21 protein-coding genes and 1 pseudogene are annotated in these 20114 nt (G+C 68.1%); 14 read left to right on the top strand and 8 right to left on the bottom strand.

Annotated elements, in window-relative coordinates; all coding sequences use genetic code 11:
* Position 1 precedes the first annotated feature (1 nt).
* From urtE to ureG, 10 genes are all read left to right on the top strand, one after another.
* Complete coding sequence (gene urtE, locus AB4Z27_RS02150) at positions 2–694, top strand: urea ABC transporter ATP-binding subunit UrtE (protein ID WP_092292439.1); 693 nt, start codon at positions 2–4, stop codon at positions 692–694.
* A gap of 9 nt (positions 695–703) precedes the next feature.
* Positions 704–1573: an urease accessory protein UreD gene (locus AB4Z27_RS02145; protein ID WP_441643843.1), complete on the top strand. Its 870-nt coding sequence runs from the start codon at positions 704–706 to the stop codon at positions 1571–1573.
* Positions 1574–1606: 33 nt separating this feature from the next.
* Complete coding sequence (locus AB4Z27_RS02140; protein ID WP_441643842.1) at positions 1607–1909, top strand: urease subunit gamma; 303 nt, start codon at positions 1607–1609, stop codon at positions 1907–1909.
* A gap of 28 nt (positions 1910–1937) precedes the next feature.
* Positions 1938–2576, top strand: a complete 639-nt coding sequence (locus AB4Z27_RS02135; RefSeq protein WP_092292445.1) for a HupE/UreJ family protein — start codon at positions 1938–1940, stop codon at positions 2574–2576.
* A 31-nt stretch (positions 2577–2607) separates the two neighbouring features.
* Entirely contained in the window at positions 2608–2913 is a 306-nt protein-coding gene (locus tag AB4Z27_RS02130; RefSeq protein WP_092292447.1) for an urease subunit beta, read from the top strand.
* Positions 2913–4631, top strand: a complete 1719-nt coding sequence (gene ureC / locus AB4Z27_RS02125) for an urease subunit alpha (RefSeq protein ID WP_441643841.1) — start codon at positions 2913–2915, stop codon at positions 4629–4631. The genes AB4Z27_RS02130 and ureC overlap by 1 nt, the downstream gene beginning before the upstream one ends.
* Positions 4632–4643: 12 nt before the next feature.
* Complete coding sequence (ureE, locus tag AB4Z27_RS02120; protein WP_092292451.1) at positions 4644–5264, top strand: urease accessory protein UreE; 621 nt, start codon at positions 4644–4646, stop codon at positions 5262–5264.
* A 75-nt stretch (positions 5265–5339) separates the two neighbouring features.
* The gene (locus AB4Z27_RS02115) at positions 5340–5900 is read left to right on the top strand and encodes an endonuclease domain-containing protein (protein ID WP_255370740.1); all 561 of its coding nucleotides are present in this window, start codon (positions 5340–5342) and stop codon (positions 5898–5900) included.
* Complete coding sequence (locus AB4Z27_RS02110; RefSeq protein ID WP_441643840.1) at positions 5897–6589, top strand: urease accessory protein UreF; 693 nt, start codon at positions 5897–5899, stop codon at positions 6587–6589. Before AB4Z27_RS02115 ends, AB4Z27_RS02110 begins: the two co-directional genes overlap by 4 nt.
* A gap of 13 nt (positions 6590–6602) precedes the next feature.
* Positions 6603–7226, top strand: a complete 624-nt coding sequence (ureG, locus tag AB4Z27_RS02105; RefSeq protein WP_092292457.1) for an urease accessory protein UreG — start codon at positions 6603–6605, stop codon at positions 7224–7226.
* Positions 7227–7229: 3 nt separating this feature from the next.
* Here the strand turns inward: ureG and AB4Z27_RS02100 are convergent, their stop codons facing one another.
* Together AB4Z27_RS02100 and AB4Z27_RS02095 are read right to left on the bottom strand one after the other, a co-directional pair.
* The gene (locus AB4Z27_RS02100) at positions 7230–7412 is read right to left on the bottom strand and encodes a hypothetical protein (RefSeq protein WP_369823399.1); all 183 of its coding nucleotides are present in this window, start codon (positions 7410–7412) and stop codon (positions 7230–7232) included.
* A gap of 57 nt (positions 7413–7469) precedes the next feature.
* Positions 7470–7610: pseudogene (locus AB4Z27_RS02095) on the bottom strand (helix-turn-helix domain-containing protein); the annotation flags it as partial.
* 288 nt (positions 7611–7898) lie between these two features.
* On the opposite strand from AB4Z27_RS02095, the gene AB4Z27_RS02090 reads away from it, so the two are divergent.
* Positions 7899–8552 carry a hypothetical protein gene (locus AB4Z27_RS02090; RefSeq protein WP_092292461.1) on the top strand — a complete coding sequence of 218 codons (654 nt, stop codon included), beginning with the start codon at positions 7899–7901 and terminating at the stop codon, positions 8550–8552.
* A 22-nt stretch (positions 8553–8574) separates the two neighbouring features.
* Here AB4Z27_RS02090 and AB4Z27_RS02085 read toward each other — a convergent pair whose 3' ends face one another.
* Together AB4Z27_RS02085 and AB4Z27_RS02080 are read right to left on the bottom strand one after the other, a co-directional pair.
* On the bottom strand, positions 8575–9267 hold the full coding sequence (locus AB4Z27_RS02085) for a glutathione binding-like protein (RefSeq protein WP_092292463.1): 693 nt from the start codon (positions 9265–9267) through the stop codon (positions 8575–8577).
* Positions 9268–9471: 204 nt separating this feature from the next.
* Entirely contained in the window at positions 9472–10734 is a 1263-nt protein-coding gene (locus AB4Z27_RS02080; protein WP_092292465.1) for an acyl-CoA dehydrogenase family protein, read from the bottom strand.
* A gap of 156 nt (positions 10735–10890) precedes the next feature.
* On the opposite strand from AB4Z27_RS02080, the gene AB4Z27_RS02075 reads away from it, so the two are divergent.
* From AB4Z27_RS02075 to ggt, 3 genes are all read left to right on the top strand, one after another.
* Positions 10891–11832, top strand: coding sequence for a LysR family transcriptional regulator (locus tag AB4Z27_RS02075; protein ID WP_092292467.1), 942 nt, complete (start codon positions 10891–10893; stop codon positions 11830–11832).
* Between the two features lie 237 nt (positions 11833–12069).
* Positions 12070–13230 (top strand): CAP domain-containing protein, encoded by a 1161-nt coding sequence (locus AB4Z27_RS02070; RefSeq protein ID WP_441643839.1) that lies wholly within the window; start codon positions 12070–12072, stop codon positions 13228–13230.
* Positions 13231–13384: 154 nt separating this feature from the next.
* Entirely contained in the window at positions 13385–15301 is a 1917-nt protein-coding gene (gene ggt / locus AB4Z27_RS02065; protein ID WP_441643838.1) for a gamma-glutamyltransferase, read from the top strand.
* Between the two features lie 94 nt (positions 15302–15395).
* Here ggt and AB4Z27_RS02060 read toward each other — a convergent pair whose 3' ends face one another.
* From AB4Z27_RS02060 to AB4Z27_RS02045, 4 genes are all read right to left on the bottom strand, one after another.
* Entirely contained in the window at positions 15396–16397 is a 1002-nt protein-coding gene (locus tag AB4Z27_RS02060) for a Bug family tripartite tricarboxylate transporter substrate binding protein (protein WP_092292473.1), read from the bottom strand.
* A gap of 198 nt (positions 16398–16595) precedes the next feature.
* Complete coding sequence (locus AB4Z27_RS02055) at positions 16596–17672, bottom strand: phosphotransferase (protein WP_441643837.1); 1077 nt, start codon at positions 17670–17672, stop codon at positions 16596–16598.
* A 60-nt stretch (positions 17673–17732) separates the two neighbouring features.
* A complete protein-coding gene (locus AB4Z27_RS02050) occupies positions 17733–18512 on the bottom strand; it encodes an oxepin-CoA hydrolase, alternative type (protein ID WP_441592011.1) in 780 nt (259 codons plus the stop codon).
* Between the two features lie 67 nt (positions 18513–18579).
* Positions 18580–20103: a 3-hydroxyacyl-CoA dehydrogenase gene (locus tag AB4Z27_RS02045; RefSeq protein ID WP_441592012.1), complete on the bottom strand. Its 1524-nt coding sequence runs from the start codon at positions 20101–20103 to the stop codon at positions 18580–18582.
* Between the last annotated feature and the right edge of the window lie 11 nt (positions 20104–20114).

Here is a 20114-nt window from a genome sequence, read left to right as displayed (position 1 = left end):
CATGCTGCAGGTCAATGCACTGAACCAGTTCTACGGCGGCAGCCACATCCTGCGCGACATCTCGTTCGAGGTGCCGCAGGGCAAGCTGACCACGCTGCTCGGCCGCAACGGCGTGGGCAAGAGCACGCTGCTCAAATGCCTGATGGGCGTGGTGCCCACGCGCAGCGGCCACATCAGCTGGGAGGGCAAGGCCCTCGAGAAGAAGGCCCCGTACGAGCGCGTCTCGGCCGGGCTCGCCTACGTGCCGCAGGGCCGCGAGATCTTCCCGCGCCTGACCGTCGAGGAAAACCTGCTGATCGGCGCCGCCAGCCGCGCGCGCCCGAACGGCGTGCCGGACCGGATCTACCAGCTCTTCCCGGTGCTGCGCACCATGCGTTCGCGCCGCGGCGGCGATCTCTCCGGCGGCCAGCAGCAGCAACTGGCCATCGGCCGGGCGCTGATGAGCGAGCCGCAGCTGCTGATCCTCGACGAGCCCACCGAAGGCATCCAGCCGTCCATCATCCAGGACATCGGCCGCGCGCTGCGCCTGCTGGTGGACGAGTTCGGCATGACGGTGCTGCTGGTGGAGCAGTACTACGAATTCGCCCGCCATCTGGCCGATCACTACGTCGTGATGAGCCGGGGCGAGGTGGTGGCCCGGGGCGAGGGCGCCACGATGGAACAGGATGGTGTGCGGGAGCTGATCGCGGTGTAATCTTCGCCCATGCGTCACCCCGATTTCCCCTCCCAACTCGCCATGCCTGCCTGGCATGCCAGCCTGCGCCTGCGCTTTGCCGCGCGCGCGGGCCGCACGGCCTTGGTCGAACGCCGCCATCAGGGGCCGCTGCTGGTGCAGAAGCCGCTGTATCCCGAGGGCGGCATCTGCCACGTGGTGGTGCTGCATCCGCCCGCCGGTGTGGCTGGTGGCGACCGGCTCGACATCGACATCGCCGTGGAAGCCGGCGCCCATGCCGTGCTGGCCACGCCGGGCGCCACCAAATGGTACAAGTCGCTCGGCCGCGAGGCCGCCCAGCAGGTGCGCATCGAGGTGGCCGACGGCGCCCGGCTGGACTGGCTGCCGCAAGAGAACATCGTGTTCGACGATGCACGCGCCCGCATCGCCACGGACGTCGTCGTGGCGCCCACCGGCAGCGCCATCGGCTGGGATGCCGTGGTGCTGGGCCGGCAGGCCTCGGGCGAACGCTGGTCGAGCGGCGCGCTGTGGCTGGACACCCGCGTGGCCGGCCCCGACCGCGCGCTGTGGATCGAGCAATCGCAGGTCGATGCCACCTCGCCGCTGCGCCCCGCCGTGGCGGGCATGGACGGCCTGCACATCCTCGGCACGCTCTGGGCGGTGGGGCAGGGCGCCACGCCGGCGCTGGCCGAAACCCTGGCTGAACAATTACCCTATGTCCCGGACCTGCGCGCCGGCGTGACCTGCCTCGCCGGGTCTGCAGGGCAGTCCATGCTGCTGCTGCGCGTACTCGGGCGCGACATGGAAGCCGTGCGGCGCGTGATGACCGGCGCCTGGGCCACGCTGCGCGCGCCGATCCATGGCGTGGCGGCGCGGCCGCTGCGCCTCTGGGCCACCTGACAACAAGACAAGCAAAGAACGAGGAACAGAACGATGGAACTGACGCCGCGCGAGAAGGACAAGCTGCTGATCTTCACCGCCGCCCTGCTGGCCGAGCGCCGCCGCGCACGCGGGCTCAAGCTCAACTACCCCGAGGCGGTGGCCCTGATCACCGCCGCGATCATGGAAGGCGCGCGCGACGGCCGCACCGTGGCCGACCTGATGCACGAGGGCACCACCGTGCTGACCCGCGAGGACGTCATGGACGGCGTGGCCGAACTGATCCCCGAGATCCAGGTCGAGGCCACCTTCCCGGACGGCACCAAGCTCGTCACCGTGCACCATCCCATCGTCTGACACCCAATTCCACAACAAGAGAGCAACCATGCACCGATTCCTCCATCGCGCCGCCACCGGCGCCGTGCTGACCCTGGCCACCGCCTCCGCCTTCGCCCACCCCGGTCATGACGCCGGCACCGTGGGCGCCAGCCTCTGGGCCGGCGTGCTGCACCCGTTCACCGGCGCCGACCACCTGCTGGCGATGGCGGCCGTGGGCGTGTGGAGCGCGCTCGCCACGAATTCGCGCGGCGCCTTCGGGCAAGGCGCGCCGGCCAAGGCCGACCTGCTGCGCCTGCCGCTGGCCTTCGTCGCCATGATGCTGGTGGGCGCGGCGCTGGGCCTTGCCGGCGTGACGCTGCCGGCCGTGGAGCCGATGATCGCGGTGTCGCTGCTGGTGATCGGCCTGCTGGTGGCCGTGCGGGCGCGGCTGTCGGCCATGGCCGGGATGGCCATCGTCGGCGGCTTCGCGCTGTTCCACGGCTACGCGCACGGCGCCGAGCTGCCGGCCACGGCCGGGGCGATGCCGGCGGTGCTGGCCTATGTGGGCGGCTTCGCCGTGGCGACGATGGCGCTGCACGGCCTGGGCATCGGTGCGGGCCTGTTCCTGCGCCGCCATGCGGGCTGGCTCGCCCGCGTGGCCGGGGCTGGCGTGGCGCTGTACGGCGCCGGCCTGCTGGTCGCCTGAGCGGCGGACGTCACGATCAAGGAGCCTTGCGATGATTCCCGGTGAACTGATGCCGCTCGACGGCGAAATCGAACTGAACGCGGGCCGCGCCACGGTGAGCGTCACGGTGGCCAACACCGGCGACCGCCCCGTGCAGGTGGGTTCGCACTTCCACTTCTACGAAACCAACGCCGCGCTCGACTTCGACCGCGAGGCCGCGCGCGGCTTCCGGCTCGACATCGCGGCAGGCACGGCGGTGCGCTTCGAGCCCGGCCAGTCGCGCACGGTGCAACTGGTGGCGCTTGCCGGCGACCGCATCGTCTACGGCTTCAACGGCAAGATCATGGGAGCGCTGTAATGAGCGTGAAAATTTCCAGGCAGGCCTATGCCGAGATGTTCGGCCCCACCACCGGCGACCGCCTGCGGCTGGCCGACACCGGGCTGGTGATCGAAGTCGAACGTGACTACACGATCTACGGCGAGGAAGTGAAGTTCGGCGGCGGCAAGGTGATCCGCGACGGCATGGGTCAGAGCCAGCGCATGGCCAAGGACTGCGTCGACACCGTCATCACCAATGCGCTGATCGTGGACCACTGGGGCATCGTCAAGGCCGACATCGGCCTCAAGCACGGCCGCATTGCGTCGATCGGCAAGGCCGGCAACCCGGACATCCAGCCCGGCGTGACCATCGTCGTGGGACCGGGGACGGAGGTCATCGCGGGCGAGGGCATGATCGTCACCGCCGGCGGCATCGACAGCCACATCCACTTCATCTGCCCGCAGCAGATCGAGGAAGCGCTGATGAGCGGCGTGACGACGATGATCGGCGGCGGCACCGGCCCGGCCACGGGCACCTTCGCCACCACCGTCACGCCGGGGCCGTGGTACATGGAGCGCATGCTCCAGGCGGCCGATGCCTACCCGATGAATATCGGCTTCCTGGGCAAGGGCAACGCCAGCCAGCCCGGCCCGCTGACCGAGCAGGTCGAGGCGGGCGCCATCGGCCTGAAGCTGCACGAGGACTGGGGCACCACGCCGCAGGCCATCGACACCTGCCTGACCGTGGCCGACGCCACCGACACCCAGGTGGCCATCCACACGGACACGCTCAACGAGGGCGGCTTCGTCGAGGCCACCATCGCCGCCTTCAAGGGCCGCACGATCCACACCTACCATACCGAGGGCGCCGGCGGCGGCCACGCGCCGGACATCATCAAGGTCTGCGGCGAGGCCAACGTGCTGCCGTCGTCGACCAATCCCACGCGCCCGTACACCGTCAACACGCTGGACGAGCACCTGGACATGCTGATGGTGTGCCATCACCTGGATCCGGCGATTGCCGAGGACATCGCCTTCGCGGAGTCGCGCATCCGCCGCGAGACCATCGCGGCCGAGGACATCCTGCACGACCTGGGCGCGTTCTCGATGATTTCGAGCGATTCGCAGGCCATGGGGCGCGTGGGCGAGGTCATCATCCGCACCTGGCAGACCGCGCACAAGATGGCGGCGCAGCGCGGCAAGCTGCCCGGCGATCCGCACGACGCGCGCGGCGGCCACGACAACTTCCGCGTGAAGCGCTACATCGCCAAGTACACGATCAACCCGGCGCTGACGCATGGCATCGCGCACGAGGTGGGCTCGATCGAGGTCGGCAAATGGGCGGACCTGGTGCTGTGGAAGCCGGCCTTCTTCGGCGTGAAGCCGAGCCTGATCCTGAAGGGCGGGATGATCGCGGCGGCGGCGATGGGCGACCCCAACGCGTCGATCCCCACGCCCCAGCCGGTGCACTATCGGCCGATGTTCGCCTCGGCGGGCGGGGCGCTGCCGCGCTCGTCGCTGACCTTCGTGTCGCAGGCGGCGCTGGCGGCGGACGTGGGCGGGCGCTACGGGCTGGCCAAGACGCTGGCGGCGGTGCGCGGCACGCGCACGGTGAGCAAGCGCGATATGGTCCACAATGACTGGCAACCGAACGTCACCGTGGACCCGGAAACCTACCAGGTGGTGGCCGACGGCCAACTGCTGATGTGCGAACCCGCCACCGTGCTGCCCATGGCGCAGCGCTATTTCCTGTTCTGACGGCCCCGGATTGTGATCAAGATCGACAAACACCTCCCCGCCCCGCACGGCATCGCGCCGGTGCTGGTGCGCCGCGCCCCGAAGCTCGTGCTGCCGTTCGGCGAGCGTAGCAAGAGCCGCCTGCGCGCCGTGCTCGACAACGGGGCGGAAGCAGCGCTGTTCCTGCCGCGCGGCACCGTGCTGCGCGGCGGCGACCTGCTGGTAGCCGAGGACGGTACTTTCGTCGAAGTGCAGGCGGCCCCCGAGTCCGTGCTGCAAGTGACGGCGGCCGACCCGCTGGCCCTGATGCGCGCCGCCTACCACCTGGGCAACCGCCACACCCCGGTGGAAGTCGGCCGCGATTACCTCCGCCTCGAATTCGATGCCGTGCTGGCCGACATGCTGGCCCGCCTCGGCGTGCAGGCCACCCGCGCCGAACTGCCCTTCGAACCCGAAGCCGGCGCCTACGGCGGCGGCCACAAACACGGCCACGACGCGACCTTCGCCGAAGACTACGCAGCGGCGCAGGCGGTGTTCCAGGATCACCATGGGCATTCGCACGGGCATGACCACGGCCACAGCCATGCCCACGGGCACGACCACAGTCACGACCATGGTCACGTCCATGACGAGCACTGCGGCCACAAGCACTGAATCGCGATGACGCAGGTTGAGGCGCGTTCCCTCTCCCCCGACCCCTCTCCCGCAAGCGGGAGAGGGGAGCAAGCCGTGGGTGGTCTCCCCTCTCCCTCAGGGAGAGGGGTTGGGGGAGAGGGCCGGCGCGCGCCGAAGCCAACGTTCGTCCGTGCGCTAAGAGCCGGCATGACCGAGGCAGAGCAACGACTGTGGTACCACCTCCGTGCCCACCGTTTCCTGGGCTTGAAGTTCAAACGCCAGGTGCCGCTTGGCCCGTACATCGTCGATTTCGTCTGCATGGAATACAAGCTCGTGCTCGAAGCCGACGGCGGCCAGCACGGAGGCCAATCGGATCGGAAGCGCGACGCGTGGTTTCGCCGCGAGGGCTATGTCGTCCTGCGGTATTGGAACAATGAGGTGCTTCAGCAGACTGAATCCGTGCTGGTGGCCATTCATCAGGCTTTGATCGCCCGCGGATTTGTAGACGCGCCCGCCCTCGCCCCCAACCCCTCTCCCGCAAGCGGGAGAGGGGAGCAGCCCCTCGGCACGGCAAATGCTGTGGGTTGTCTCCCCTCTCCCTCAGGGAGACGGGCCGGGGGAGAGGGCCGGCGCGTGCCGAAGTCCACTCCGCGCAAACCGCATCCGCACCCATGACCGCGCTCCCCCAATTGATTTCGCTGCTGCATCTGGCGTCGCCGGCGTTGCCGATTGGCGGTTTCAGCTATTCGCAGGGGCTTGAGGCGGCCATCGACTGCGGGCTGGTTAGCGATGCGGCCAGCGCCGAGCGGTGGATCCGGGACAACCTCACGCATGTGCAGGCGCACTGCGAGGCGCCGGTCTGGCTGCTGCTTCATCGTGCCTGGCAGGCGCACGACCTGGCTGCTGTACGGCGTTGGAACGACTGGTTTCACGCCACGCGCGAGACGGCGGAGCTTCGGCTTGAAACCGAGCAGATGGGCTGGTCGCTGTCGAAACTGATCGGCCAGATGGGGTGGGGCGAGGCCGCCATGGCATCGGACTTGTCCGAACTGGCGCCGATCTGCCTGCCCACCGCGTTCACGGCCGCCTGCGTGGCGCTTGGCGTGGATGCGCGCGACGGTCTCGCGGCCTATGCCTTCAACTGGGCCGAAAACCAGGTCGCCGCCGCGCTCAAGGCGGTGCCGCTCGGCCAGGTGGCCGGCCAGCACATCCTGCACGGGCTGCACCCGGCCGTGCTGGCCGTGGTCGACGAAGCGGCGCAGCGCGCCGACGCCGATCCGCCCCGCCTGTCCACTTTTTCCCCGATGCTGGGCCTGCTCTCCGCACGCCACGAGACGCAGTACTCCCGGCTGTTCCGTTCCTGACCCAGCCACAAACATGACCCGAACCAAGAAAAATCCGCCCCTGCGCGTTGGCGTGGGCGGCCCCGTGGGCTCCGGCAAGACCACGCTGCTGGAAATGCTCTGCAAGGCCATGCGCGACCGCTACGACCTGGTCGCTATTACCAATGACATCTATACGAAGGAAGACCAGCGCCTGCTGACGATCTCCGGCGCGCTGCCGGCGGAGCGGATCATGGGGGTGGAGACGGGCGGCTGCCCGCACACGGCGATCCGCGAGGACGCCTCGATCAACCTCGAGGCCGTGGACCGTATGCTGGCGAAGTTTCCCGATGCCGACATCGTCTTCATCGAGTCTGGCGGCGACAACCTGGCCGCCACCTTCAGCCCGGAATTGTCCGACCTGACGATCTACGTGATCGACGTGGCCGGCGGGGAGAAAATCCCGCGCAAGGGCGGGCCGGGGATCACGAAGTCTGACCTGCTGGTGATCAACAAGACTGACCTCGCGCCGTACGTGGGGGCCTCACTCGAGATCATGGAAGCCGATGCCCGCAAGATGCGCGGGGAGCGGCCGTTCGTGATGGGGAGTGTCAAGGCCGGGCAGGGGCTCGATCAGATCATCGCCTTCATCGAACGCCAGGGCCTGCTGACGGTATAAGGCTCAGCGCGGCTGCTTGCGGGCCAGCGCGCGGGCCACGCCGGCCACCACGTCGCGCTCGAAATCGCTCAGTTCGGCCATGTAGCGCATCGTTGCCTGCACGGCCGGCGAGGTGTCGGCCTGATACGGCGAGCGCGGCGCCTCCACGGGCGCGGCGGCGGTTTCGTGGCGCGAGAAGTCCAACATCTCGGGCGGAGCCACGCCGAGTGTGTCAGCTAGAGTACATATGTTATAAAGAGCCACATTACGTGTGCCGCGTTCGATGCCGCTGAGGTACGATCTTGCCAGACCGCTTTCCAGCGACAGGGCTTCTTGTGACCAGCCGCGCTGCTTGCGCAACCAGGTCAGATGTCGCCCGAACAGCTTGAGAGGGTCGCCTGTCATATGCTGCTTTGTGGATTTTAAGTCGCTCAGAGCCTAAGGGTTTGACCCAAGCGTCACGACAACCTATAGTTCGTCGTTCTATCGGTACCAGATCCGCATCATAAGGGATGTGCCCAAAACGGGTACGGAGCGATGGTATTACCGGACGGCACCTAAGCCGTACCGAAACGGGGCAGTCGCGCAGTGAGGGGGGAGGTCGTCGGGCGGGAGATCCGCGCCGCATCGGGCCTGCCGCCATTGCGCATTCCGTGGGACCCCTGCGTCCCAGGCTCCGTTTTGGGGAATGCCATGCAGATTTTTTCGTTTTTCGACGCCGGGTTGTGCGGTGCAACGCCGCCCCTGCCGGACTCTCCGGACCTGAGCGTCGGTTTACAGTTATGTGTCATTCCGGCAACGGCCGGGCTCGGCCACGCCTGCCACCACGTGTTCCTGCGTGCCGGCGACGTGCAATCCGGCATTGTTTCCGCCCCGTCCGAATGGTGGGCCTGCCTGCGCGGCGGCCTGCGCGTGCTGTCCTCCGGGCAGGAACTGGCCGCGCTGGCCGGAGGCGATGTCTTCACGCCCCAGCCGGGGCAGCCGGTCATGCTCCAGGCCGTGCTGGACAGCGTGCTGGTGCGCACCGTGCCGCAGGCCGGCAGCCGGCCCGGCACGCCGAGTTTTGTCGTGATCGAGCCCGGCGAGCCCGACTGGGCCCAGCAGCTGCACGCGCATGACACGATGTGGGCCACCTGCTATCGCGGCACGTTGTGCCTGCAATGGCGCGCCACGCGCGGCACGGCCGGTGTGCGCACCGTCTACCTGCAGCCGGGCATGGCTTTCGCGCCGGACCGTCACGACGACTACTGCATCGACGCCATGGTGCCCGGCGCGGGTCTGCTGTGCTGCGCGCGCTCGCCAATCTTGGAAGCCGAACCCGTGGTCGCGCTGCCCCGGGCGGCCTGAAGGCTGACCGGGATGCAGGCGATCAGCGGCGCTGGTACTGCGTGGCGCCGAACAGGATCTCGCGCTCCGCGTCGGTCCGCATAGGCTTGCGCTCCTTGGCGAGCACTTCCACGCCACGCTTCACGGCGGGGCGCTCGGCAATCTCGTTGAACCAGCGCTTCAGGTGCGGGTAGTCGTCCAGCTCCACGCCCTGGTTCTGCCAGCTGCGCAGCCACGGGAAGGTGGCGATGTCCGCCACGCTGTAGCTGTCGCCGGCCAGCCAGGCGTGCTGCGACAACTGCTTGTCGATCACGCCGTAGAGCCGCTTGGCCTCGTTGGTGTAGCGGTTCACCGCGTACTCGATCTTCTCCGGCGCGTAGATGCGGAAGTGATGCGCCTGGCCCAGCATCGGCCCCACGCCACCCATCTGGAACATCAGCCACTGCAGGGCCTCGTACTTGCCGCGCACGTCCTCCGGCAGGAACTTGCCGGTCTTGCCGGCCAGGTACAGCAGGATGGCGCCCGATTCGAATAGCGAGATGGGCTGGCCGTCCGGCCCGTCACTGTCGACGATGGCCGGGATCTTGTTGTTCGGGCTGATCTTGAGGAAGGCCTCGCCGAACTGGTCGCCGGCGCCGATGTTGATCGGATGAACCTTGTACTCGAGGCCGCATTCCTCGAGCATGATGTGGACCTTGTGACCGTTGGGCGTGGCCCAGGTGTAGACGTCGATCATGAGGGAGCGCTCTCCTGGCTGCTTCGGAAACTTTCGGAAAATTCCGATGGGGAAGGGGCCCGGCGACCAGCGTCGCCAGGGTCCGAGCGATTAGAGCACAGAAGAAATAAGCCTGCTGGCGGTGCGGTCATCGCGGCGGCTCCCATGAAAAAACGCGCGACCGACAGGCCGCGCGTTTCGGGGAATTACGACTACCAGCGAGGCTCAGGAGCCGCGCGTCACCGGCATCTGGATGCTGTCCGGGTTCAGGCTCATGTGCTTGGCCAGTTCCAGCTTGGCGATGGCATTGCGGTGCACCTCGTCCGGACCATCGGCCAGGCGCAGCGTGCGCTGGTGCGCCCACCAGTTGGCCAGCGGGAAGTCGCCCGAGACACCCGCGGCGCCATGCACCTGGATCGCCCAGTCGATCACGCGCAGCGCCACATTCGGCGCCACCACCTTGATCATGGCGATCTCGGCCTTGGCTACCTTGTTGCCTACGGTATCCATCATGTAGGCGGCCTTCAGCGTCAGCAGGCGGGCCATCTCGATGTCGCAACGGGCTTCGGCGATGCGCTCCTGCGTCACACCCTGGCGGGCGATCTGCTTGCCGAAGGCCACGCGGTCCAGGCTGCGCTTGCACATCAGTTCCAGCGCGCGCTCGGCCACGCCGATGCTGCGCATGCAGTGGTGGATCCGGCCCGGGCCGAGGCGGCCCTGGGCGATCTCGAAGCCGCGCCCTTCACCCAGCAGGATGTTGGCGGCCGGCACGCGCACGTTCTTGAGTTCGATCTCCATATGGCCGTGCGGCGCATCGTCATAGCCGAACACGGGCAGGAAGCGCTTGATAGTGATGCCCGGGGTGTCCGCCGGCACGACGACCATCGACTGCTGCTCGTGGCGGCCGGCATCGGGATTGGTCTTGCCCATCACGATGTAGACCTTGCAGCGGGGGTCGCCGGCGCCCGACGACCACCACTTGGTGCCGTTGATCACGTAATGGTCGCCGTCGCGCTCGATGCGGCAGCTGATATTGGTGGCGTCCGAGGAGGCCACGTCCGGCTCCGTCATCAGGAAGGCCGAGCGGATCTCGCCGCGCAGCAGCGGTTCCAGCCACTGGTCCTTGAGTTCCTCGGTGGCGTAGCGCTCCAGCGTTTCCATGTTGCCGGTGTCCGGCGCAGCGCAGTTGAACACCTCGGGCGACCAGGGCGCGCGGCCCATGATCTCGCACATCGGTGCGTATTCGAGGTTCGACAGCCCCTCCGGCGCCCGCTTGGAGCGCGGCAGGAACAGGTTCCACAGCCCGGCTTCGCGTGCCAGCGGCTTCAGTTCCTCGACCACCTTGGTGGGAATCCAGGCGTTGCCGGCTTCGCGGTTGGCCTGGATCTCGGCGTAGAAGCGCTTTTCGTTCGGATAGATATGCTTGTCGAAAAAGGCCAGCAGCCGGGCCTGCATGTCCTTGACCTTGGGCGTGTACTCGAATTGCATGGGGTCTCCTCGCTACATTCGGGGGTGTGACGGCAGGCATCGCTTGGGAAGGATGCCGACTGGGGCCTACTCTAGCGGACTGCGCGTAATAAGAAAAATGAATTTTCTGGATTGGACAGTATCAATGTCCTGCATTTTAATGCCAGAATGCCTGCCATGCAGCTATCCCGGATCGACCTCAACCTCTTCGTGGTGTTCGATGCCATCTACAGCGAAGGCAGCATCACCGCAGCCGCGCGTCAGCTCAACCTGACGCAGCCCGCCGTCAGCCACGCGCTGGGGCGGCTTCGCACGCTGTTCGACGATCCGCTGTTCGAGCGGCGCGGGCAGGGCATGGCGCCCACGCCGCTGGCGCGCTCGCTGGCGGGCGAGGTGCGCGGCGCGCTGCAGTCGTTCGCGCGCACGCTGCAGGATACGCCGCACTTCGATCCCACCGCCACCACGCGCCGCTTCACTATCGGCATGCGTGATGCGCTGGAGTCCACGCTGCTGCCGCCGCTGATGGCGCGTGTGACGGCCATGGCACCGCACGTGGAGATCGCGGCGATCCGCTTCGACCGTCGCGAGATGGAGTCCGAACTGCTCGCCGGCACGCTCGATGCGGCCATCGACATCCTGCTGCCGGTGTCCCCGGCGATTCACCATGCCGCGTTCATGTCCGATCCGATGGTGGTGCTGGCGCGGCGCGACCATCCGCTGGTGAAGAAGGAGCTGACGCTGGAGCGCTATCTGGCGGCCGAACATGTGCACGTGTCGTCACGCCGGCGCGGGGCGGGCCTGGAGGACCAGGCGCTGCACCGAATGGGCCTGACCCGCCGCGTGCGGCTGCGCTGCCAGCACTATGCGGCGGCGTGCCGCGTGGTCAGTTGCACGGACCTGCTCGCCACCTTGCCGATGCGCTACGCCCGCATCGCCAACGAACCGTACGCCAACCGGCTGCTGGCGTTGCCGTTCAAGGTGCCGGCGCTCGAACTGCATCTTTATTGGCATGCCGGCGGCGAGAACGACGGCGCCAACCGCTGGCTGCGCGAGCAGCTGATGGCGGTGATGACGTCGCTCGGCAATGGCATGGGCGACGGTCCCCCCGCCGACGCGTAACGCGTAACGCGCATTTCCCCCGCGTGCCGCGCGCGCGGGTCACAACGTAAGCCATTGTTAGCAGGCTGGACGGTGCGGGAGGCGCTCCCTAACATCGTCCCGTTCCACCTGCCCCGGACGCCTCATGCCACGCATGACACCGCGCCGCCGCGCGCGCGTCCACACCCAGGCAGCCCCCTCCATCCACGACGACAGATCCGCATTCCGATGCCAGGGAAACACTTGTCTAACGATTTCATGCCCTCCCGCGCGAACGCCTTCGCGCGACCGATCCCGATGGCGATCCTGGCAGCCTGCGCTGCCTTCGCGCTCAGCGCCTGTGGCGGTGGCGGCGATAGCGCCCCCAGCGCGGGCACCAGCGCCGCCCCGGCAGCCGGCGCCGCCAATGCGAGCCAGGCGGCGTCCGGGCAGTCCCCCGCCAACGGCAGCCAGACGGCGACGCTCCCGGCCGGCGCCGACCGCGCCTGCTACACGGTGACCGGCAGCGCGCCGGCGCCGGTCACGGGCAGCGTGAGCCTGCTGCCGGCGCGCGGCACCGGCGTCTCGGGCTATCGCGTGCTGGACGACGCGCGCAGCGCCGGCCTCTGCTACGCCAACTATCGGCGCGAGCAGGTGGGCCTGCCGCCGCTGACCGCGCGCGACGCGCTCAATACCGTCGCCCAGAACCACACCGCCTACATGCTGGCCAACAACCTGCTCACGCACGACGAGCAGTCGGGCAAGTCCGGCTACACGGGCGCCGCGCCGAACGACCGCATCCAGGCCGCCTATCCGACCAATGCCACGGCGGAAGTCGTGGCGGCTGGCAACAAGTGGACCAGCGCGGCGGGCGCCAACCTGTCGATGGCGCCGAAGGACGCGCTCGTGGCGGACCTCGTCAACGCGCCGTTCCACCGCGCCGCGCTGCTGGGCAGCTACGGCTCGGCCGGCAGCGGGTTTGCGGAAAGCGTGGGCGCCGGCAGCAGCGGCGGCACCTCGGCCAGCTACTACCAGACCATCGACCTCGCCGATGCCAGCAAGGGCGGCGCGGATAACCAGGTGGTGGCGTACCCGTACAGCGGCCAGGCCGATGTGCCGGCGAGCTGGGTCAACAATGAGAGCCCCAACCCGGCGCCTTCGTACACGGGCCAGACCATGGGCTACCCGGTGACGGTGCAGGCCATCAACACGTCGCTGGTGTTCAATGCCGATACGTTCACCATCACCGACGCCGCCGGCACCAACGTGCCCTGCGAGAAGGTGGATGCGCGCACGTCGGGCATGTCGAGCTACGCGCGCGGGCTGGCCATCTGCACGCCGCGCGCGCCGCTGGCCGCCCACACGCGCTACAACGTCACCGTCGGCGGCACGCTGAACGGGCAGGGCGTGAACCTGAACTGGTCGTTCACCACGCTGTGATGGCGAACTGACACTATGTATACGGGGCGGCGCCCGCCGCCTCGTTCCCGTGCCTCCGCGCCGGTCATCCCCGATCGGCCAATCAGCCGTTTACAAGCGCATTACCGGTCATCTGCGTCTACAATCGCCTCAGCTTCCCCCCAGGAGAGATGGCATGGCTCGCGCAGTGACGAAGACACCGGCAGTTTCCCCGTCAACCCCCTCCTTGCTGTGGCGCGGCACGCTGGCCGTGGCGCTGGCCGCCGTGCTGGCGGGCTGCGGCACCGCCGCCAAGGATGCGGGCACGCCATCGGCATCGGGCACGGCCACGGCCGCGCCGGCCCAGGCGCCGGCGGCTGCCATGCCGCCCGCGCCGGAGGTCTCGTCGGGTTACCGGCCCGACATGACCACCAGCTACGGGCAGAAGCACATGGCCGCCGCGGCCAATCCGCTGGCCACCGAGGCCGGGCGCGAGATCCTGCGCGCGGGCGGCTCGGCCATCGACGCCGCCGTCGCCATGCAGGCCGTGCTGACGCTGGTGGAGCCGCAGGCCACCGGCATCGGCGGTGGCGCCTTCATCATGTACTGGGACGGCAAACGCGTGCAGGCCTTCGATGGGCGCGAGACGGCCCCGGCCGGCGCCACCGAGAACCTGTTCATGCGCGCGGACGGCAAGCCGATGGAATTCTCCGAAGGCCAGATCGGCGGCCGCTCGGTGGGCGTGCCCGGCGTGCTGCGCGCGCTGGAGATGGCGCACCGCCAGCATGGCCGGCTACCCTGGGCGCGACTGTTCCAGCGCGCCATCACGCTGGCCGAGAACGGTTTCCCGATGTCCCAGCGGCTCTACACCCAGGTGGCGGCCGACAAGTTCATGATGGGCTCGTCGGAGATGGCCGGCTACTTCCTCGATACGCAGGGCAAGGCCAAGCCGGTCGGCACCCTCGTCAAGAATCCGCAACTGGCCAAGACGCTGCGCGAGATCGCCAAGGGCGGCCCGAACGTGTTCTATAACGGGCCGATTGCGCAGGACATCGCTGCCAAGGTCAACAGCCATGCCAATCCGGGCAGCCTGAGCACGGCCGACCTGAAGGGCTATCGCGCCAAGGAGCGCGTGCCGGTCTGCACGGACTACAAGCGCTGGAAGGTGTGCGGCATGCCGCCGCCGTCGTCGGGCGGCATCGCCATCGCCCAGATCCTGGGCACGCTGGAGGCCCTTGAGAAGCGCGACCCACGCTACGCGCTGGCCAGCCTGAAGCCGCAGCCGGTGAACACCCCGGCGCGTGTGGAAGCCGCGCCGCTGGCCGTGCACGCCATCTCCGAGGCCGACCGCCTGGCCTACGCCGACCGTGGCCTCTACGTGGCCGATGCCGACTTCGTGCCCGTGGATGTGGCCGCGATGGTCAGCCCGGCCTACCTGACCGAGCGCGCCGCGCTGATCGGCGACAAGAGCATGGGCCGCGCCCAGCCGGGCACGCCGCCGGGAGTGAAGGTGGCGTTCGCGCCGGATCGTTCGCCGCCGCGCATCTCCACGTCGCAGATCGTGGCCGTGGACAACCGGGGCGGGGCGTTGTCGATGACGACGACCATCGAGTCGTACTTCGGCTCGCACATCATGGTGCGCGGCTTCATGCTGAACAACGAGATGACCGATTTCTCGTTCACGCCGAGCGAGAACGGCAAGCCGGTGGCCAACCGCGTGCAGCCGGGCAAGCGCCCGCGCTCGTCGATGGCGCCGACGCTGGTGTTCGACCGCCAGAGCGGCAAGCTGGTGGCGGCGCTGGGCTCGCCGGGTGGCTCGCAGATCATCGAGTACGTGTCGAAGACGTTGGTCGGCCTGCTGGACTGGGACATGGACGTGCAGACCGCCGTGGGCATGGGCAACTTCGGCAGCCGCAATGGCCCGACCGAAGTGGAGAAGGGTCTGGTGACGCCGCAACTGGTGGAATCGCTGCGCGGCATGGGCCATCAGGTGGCCGAGATCGAGATGACGAGCGGCACGCAGGCCATCGTGCGCAAGACCCTGCCGAACGGCAAGCCGGGCTGGGCCGGCGGCGCGGACCCGCGCCGTGAAGGGGTGGCGCTGGGGGAGTGATTCAGCCGGATTGATGCTGCAGGAAAGACAAAAAGGGCGCGAAGATATCGCGCCCTTTTTGCTTGCCGCGTTGCAGCGGGGAATGCCGGTGGCGTCAGCCGTCCAGCTTCACGCCTGCGGCCTTCACCACCTGGGCCCAGCGCTTTTCCTCGGTCGAGAAGAACTTGCTGGTTTCCGGCGGCGTCATGGTCACCACTTCGGCGCCCTGGCCGGCCAGTTGCGCGCGGATTTCCGGGGTGCGGATGATGCGGATCAGCTCGCTCGAGAGGCGGGCCACGAGCGCATCCGGCATGCCGGACGGCGCCATCACGCCCTGCCACGTACCCGATTCGAAGTTCGCCACGCCTTGCTCGGCAATCGTCGGCACCTGTCCGACCAGCGCCATGCGCGTGCGCTTGGACACGGCCAGCAGCTTGAGCTTGCCGGCCTGCACCTGCGGATAGGTCGCCAGCATCCCGTTCATCAGCACCTGCGCGGTACCGCCCACGGTGTCGGCAATCGCCTGCGCGCCGCCCTTGTACGGCACGTACTGCCATGCCGCGCCGGTGGCCTGCTGCACCGCCACGCCCGCCAGATGCGGCGCGCTGCCGATGGCCGTCACGGCGAAGTTCAGCGTCTGCTTGTGCGACAGCGCCACCAGTTCCTTGAGGTTGTTGGCGGGCACCGACGGATGCACCACCAGCAGGTGGGGCGAGTAGGCCAGCATCGACACGCCCTTGAGATCTTTCTCAGGGCTGAAGCTCAGCTTGGTGTAGACGGACGGGCTGATGGCCAGCGCGCCCACATCGCACAGCAGCAGCGTGTGGTTGTCCGTGCCGGCCTGCGCCACCATGGCGGCGCCGATGTTGCCGTTGGCGCCCGGACGGTTGTCCACCACCACGGCCTGGCCCAGCGCTTCGCCGAGCGGCTTGCTGATCAGGCGGGCGATGATGTCCGACGAACCGCCGGCGGGGTAGGGCACCACCAGCCGGATCGGCTTGGTCGGCCACTTGTCGGCAGCCCAGGCCGACGCCGGGGCGAGGATGCCAGAGGTGCCGAAGGCGCCCAGTGCGGCCAGGCCCGATGCCTGGCCAAGGAATTGGCGGCGATTGCTCATGCTGTGTCTCCTAATGCTTATCTGCTTATCGTCTGTTGTCGTACAACATGGCAGCAGTGTAGACGCGATTTAGCCTTTGGTCATCAGGGTTATGGCTAGGGATAGTACTCAGTTGTCTGATGACATGCAGACAATTGCCCCCCCAGAAGGCACATCGCCCCGGCGGTGCGGGGCGATGTCGGGCAGGAAGATGCAGGATCAGGCGCCTGATTTCTGCGCGTAGGCCCAGCCCATTTCGGCCATCGGGCGGGCGCGCTTGCCGGCGTCGGTGGCCTGCGCCGACGACGCCGTGCCATCGACCACGCGCTTCATGATCCCCTGCAGGATGCCCGCGATGCGGAACATGCTGAAGGCGAGGTAGAAATTCCAGTCGCCCGTGATCTGGCGGCCGGTGCGCTGCTCATACAGGCGACGATAGGCGGCTTCATCGGGAATGCCCAGCGCCTGATGGTCGAGCCCGGCGATGCCCCGGAACTGGCCCGGCTGGATATGCCAGCTCATGCAGTGATAGCCGAAGTCAGCCATCGGATGGCCCAGCGTGGACAGCTCCCAGTCGAGCACGGCCAGCACGCGCGGCTCGGTGGGGTGGAACATCAGGTTGTCGAGCCGGTAGTCGCCATGGACGATGGTGGTCAGTTCGTCGGCATCGGCGGGAATGTGATTCGGGAGCCATGCGATGAGCTGGTCCATCGCCGGGATCGATTCGGTCTCGGACAGCTTGTACTGCTTGCTCCAGCGCTCGATCTGGCGCTGGAAGTAGTTGCCCGGCTTGCCGTAGTCGGCCAGCCCGATCGCCTTGTAGTCCACCGAATGCAGCGCGGCGATGACGCGGTTCATCTCGTCGTAGATCGCGCCGCGCTGGGCCGGGGTCATGTCCGGCAGCGCCTGGTCCCACAGCACGCGGCCGCTGACGAACTCCATGATGTAGAACGCGCGGCCGATCACCGACTCGTCCTCGCAGAGCGCGAACATGCGGGCTACGGGCACGTCGGTCTGGGCGAGGGCGGCCATCACGCGGTATTCGCGCTCGATGGCATGCGCCGACGGCAGCAGCTTCGCCTTCGGCCCCGGCTTGGCGCGCATCACATAGGTCTGGCCGGGCGTGATCAGCTTGAACGTGGGGTTCGACTGGCCGCCCTTGAATTGCTCGATGGTCAGCGGGCCGGCAAAGCCCTCCACATGCTGGCGCATCCAGGTCTCGAGCGCGCCCATGTCGAAGCGCTGCTGGTCGGCCACGGGGCGGGTCCCTTCAAAATGCGAAACGTTGCTGCTCATGCTGTCTCCGGTCTGTCTTTTTTATGTGGCGATGGCGTCGGTGCGTGGCGCGGGGGGACTTCAGCGGTAGTTCGGCTTGCGCTTCTCCAGGAAGGCGCTGATGCCTTCGCCCGCGTCCGGGTGGTGCAGCGCTTTCACGAAGCTGTCGCGCTCGGCGGCCAAGTGCTCGGTCAGCGAGGCGCTGCCGGCGTGGTTGATCAGCGCCTTGATGCCCTGGACCGCGTTCGGCGATTCCTTGGCCAGGTTCTCGGCAATGCGCAGCGCCTCGGTCACGGCCTGCCCCGGCGGCACCACGCGGTTCACGATGCCGAAATGGGCCAGTCGTGCCGGATCGACCGGCTTGCCATCCATCATCATTTCACTGGCGAGCTGGCGCGGCAGCATGCGGGCCAGTTCGTAGGAGCCGCCGCCGTCCGGCGTCAGGCCCACCTTCACATAGGCCATGACGAACTTGGCGTCGCTGGCCGCCACCACGAAATCGCACGCCAGCACCAGCGAGAAGCCCGCGCCGGCGGCGGGGCCTTCCACGGCGGCGATGATCGGCTTGGGGAACGCGTGCAGCGTTTCGATCCAGTGATTGAGGATTTCGATGCTTTTGGCCTGTACCTCGGCCGGCTGGGAGCGGTTGCCGAGCAGGCGGTTCAGGTTGCCGCCGGCGCAGAACACGCCGTCGGCGCCGGTCAGCACCACCGCGCGGATGGTGTTGTCGCGCGCCGCCACTTCCAGCGCCTCCTGGCTTGCCGCGTAGATGTCCGGATGCAGCGCGTTGCGCGCCTCGGGGTTCGAGATGGTCAGGACGAGCGTGGCGTCCACGCGTTGGGAAAGCAGTTGGGCGGTCATGGCGGCCTCTTGATGGGCAATGCGGGAGAAAAAAGCGCCCCGTGTCTCGGCGGGGCGCCCGGGAGGATCAGGCTTCTTCGGTCAGCAGCGACAGGCCCAGGCCGGCCCTACGCCACAGCCACGGGCTCGGGCGGTAGCGCATGTCGCCAGTCAGGCGGTCCAGGTTGCTCAGCACTTCGAGGATCTGCGCGGCGCCAATCGCATCGCCCAGCGCCAGCGGGCCCTTGGGGTAGCCCAGGCCGAGGTTCACGGCGAGGTCGATGTCGGTCGGCGTGGCGATGCGTTGCTGGGCGATGTCGCTGGCGATATTGACGATGCAGCCGATGATGCGCTGGGCGACGAAGCCGGCCGAGTCGCGGATCACGGTGACGGGCACGCCATCGCTGGCGAACAGGCCGTGCGCGGCGTCGCGGGCGGCGGCGCTGGTGGCCGGCGTGGTCATCAGCGTGCGGCGCTTGGTGGCTTCGAACGGCAGCAGCGTGTCGATGGCGACCACGCGGCTGGCATCGAGCCCTTGCTGCAGGGCAGTCGTGGTGGCGTCGAGACCCAGCGGGGTGACCACGATCAGTGCGTCGGCGGACGGGGCGTTGCCGCCTTCCGGCGTGACGCCGAGCGCGGTCAGCAGCTTCACGGTCATCGCATGACCACGCTCATTGGCGCGGCTCACCCACACGCTGGCCGGGCGCGCATCGGGCACCGGCTTGGCGGCAGGCACCTGCTTCTGGCCGTCCGGGTAGGCGTAGAAGCCCGCGCCGGTCTTGCGGCCCAGCAGCCCGCCCGTGTAGCGCAGCGCCGTGATCGGCGACGGGCGGTAGCGCGCTTCCTGATAGAACTGGTTGTAGATCGATTCCATCACCGGGTGCGACACATCGAGCCCGGTCAGGTCCATCAGCTCGAACGGGCCCATGCGGAAACCGGCTTGCTCGCGCATGATGTTGTCGATATCGACGAATTCGGCCACGCCTTCCTGGGCGATCTTCAGCCCTTCGATATTCATGCCACGGCCGGCGTGGTTGACGATGAAGCCGGGCATGTCCTTGCAACGCACCGGCGTGTGACCCATGCGGCGCGACAGTTCCATGAGCTGATCGCCGATGGCGGGGTTGCCCGACAGGCCGTCGATGACCTCCACCACCTTCATCAGCGGCACCGGGTTGAAGAAGTGGTAGCCCACCACGCGGCCCGGGTGCCTGGCGCCCACGGCGATGGCCGTGATCGACAGCGACGAGGTGTTCGACGCGATCACCGCGTCTTCCCGGACGATGGCTTCCAGCTTGGCGATCAGGTCGCGCTTGACCTCGAGCTTCTCCACGATGGCTTCCAGCACCATGTCGCAGCCGGCCAGGTCTTCCAGCGCGTTGCACGGCTTCACGCGGGCCAGCGCGGCCTCGCTGTCGGCGGCGCTGATCTTGCCCTTGTCGGCCAGCTTGGCGAACGTGTCCTGCAGGTACTGGCGCGCGGCGGCCACGGCTTGGGCGTTGACATCGAACAGGTTGACCGTCAGGCCCGCCTGTGCGGCAATCTGGGCAATACCGCGGCCCATGGCGCCCGTGCCGACGATGCCGAGCGTTTGAATAGTGGGTTGGCTCATCGTTCGTCCAA

The sequence above is a fragment of the Cupriavidus sp. KB_39 genome (genome assembly GCF_052114485.1).
Classification (GTDB): domain Bacteria; phylum Pseudomonadota; class Gammaproteobacteria; order Burkholderiales; family Burkholderiaceae; genus Cupriavidus.
Note: the sequence above shows the minus strand (reverse complement) of the source record. Positions and strands in the feature narration are given on the sequence as shown.

Coding starts and splice junctions, on each gene's coding strand:
- AB4Z27_RS02045 (WP_441592012.1), bottom strand. CDS start 20,103: ATGAGCCAACCCACTATTCAAACGCTCGGCATCGTCGGCACGGGCGCC.
- AB4Z27_RS02130 (WP_092292447.1), top strand. CDS start 2,608: ATGATTCCCGGTGAACTGATGCCGCTCGACGGCGAAATCGAACTGAAC.
- ureG (WP_092292457.1), top strand. CDS start 6,603: ATGACCCGAACCAAGAAAAATCCGCCCCTGCGCGTTGGCGTGGGCGGC.
- urtE (WP_092292439.1), top strand. CDS start 2: ATGCTGCAGGTCAATGCACTGAACCAGTTCTACGGCGGCAGCCACATC.
- AB4Z27_RS02140 (WP_441643842.1), top strand. CDS start 1,607: ATGGAACTGACGCCGCGCGAGAAGGACAAGCTGCTGATCTTCACCGCC.
- AB4Z27_RS02145 (WP_441643843.1), top strand. CDS start 704: ATGCGTCACCCCGATTTCCCCTCCCAACTCGCCATGCCTGCCTGGCAT.
- AB4Z27_RS02100 (WP_369823399.1), bottom strand. CDS start 7,412: ATGTTGGACTTCTCGCGCCACGAAACCGCCGCCGCGCCCGTGGAGGCG.
- AB4Z27_RS02070 (WP_441643839.1), top strand. CDS start 12,070: ATGCCCTCCCGCGCGAACGCCTTCGCGCGACCGATCCCGATGGCGATC.
- ureC (WP_441643841.1), top strand. CDS start 2,913: ATGAGCGTGAAAATTTCCAGGCAGGCCTATGCCGAGATGTTCGGCCCC.
- ggt (WP_441643838.1), top strand. CDS start 13,385: ATGGCTCGCGCAGTGACGAAGACACCGGCAGTTTCCCCGTCAACCCCC.
- AB4Z27_RS02135 (WP_092292445.1), top strand. CDS start 1,938: ATGCACCGATTCCTCCATCGCGCCGCCACCGGCGCCGTGCTGACCCTG.
- AB4Z27_RS02090 (WP_092292461.1), top strand. CDS start 7,899: ATGCAGATTTTTTCGTTTTTCGACGCCGGGTTGTGCGGTGCAACGCCG.
- AB4Z27_RS02060 (WP_092292473.1), bottom strand. CDS start 16,397: ATGAGCAATCGCCGCCAATTCCTTGGCCAGGCATCGGGCCTGGCCGCA.
- AB4Z27_RS02055 (WP_441643837.1), bottom strand. CDS start 17,672: ATGAGCAGCAACGTTTCGCATTTTGAAGGGACCCGCCCCGTGGCCGAC.
- AB4Z27_RS02085 (WP_092292463.1), bottom strand. CDS start 9,267: ATGATCGACGTCTACACCTGGGCCACGCCCAACGGTCACAAGGTCCAC.
- AB4Z27_RS02050 (WP_441592011.1), bottom strand. CDS start 18,512: ATGACCGCCCAACTGCTTTCCCAACGCGTGGACGCCACGCTCGTCCTG.
- AB4Z27_RS02080 (WP_092292465.1), bottom strand. CDS start 10,734: ATGCAATTCGAGTACACGCCCAAGGTCAAGGACATGCAGGCCCGGCTG.
- AB4Z27_RS02075 (WP_092292467.1), top strand. CDS start 10,891: ATGCAGCTATCCCGGATCGACCTCAACCTCTTCGTGGTGTTCGATGCC.
- AB4Z27_RS02110 (WP_441643840.1), top strand. CDS start 5,897: ATGACCGCGCTCCCCCAATTGATTTCGCTGCTGCATCTGGCGTCGCCG.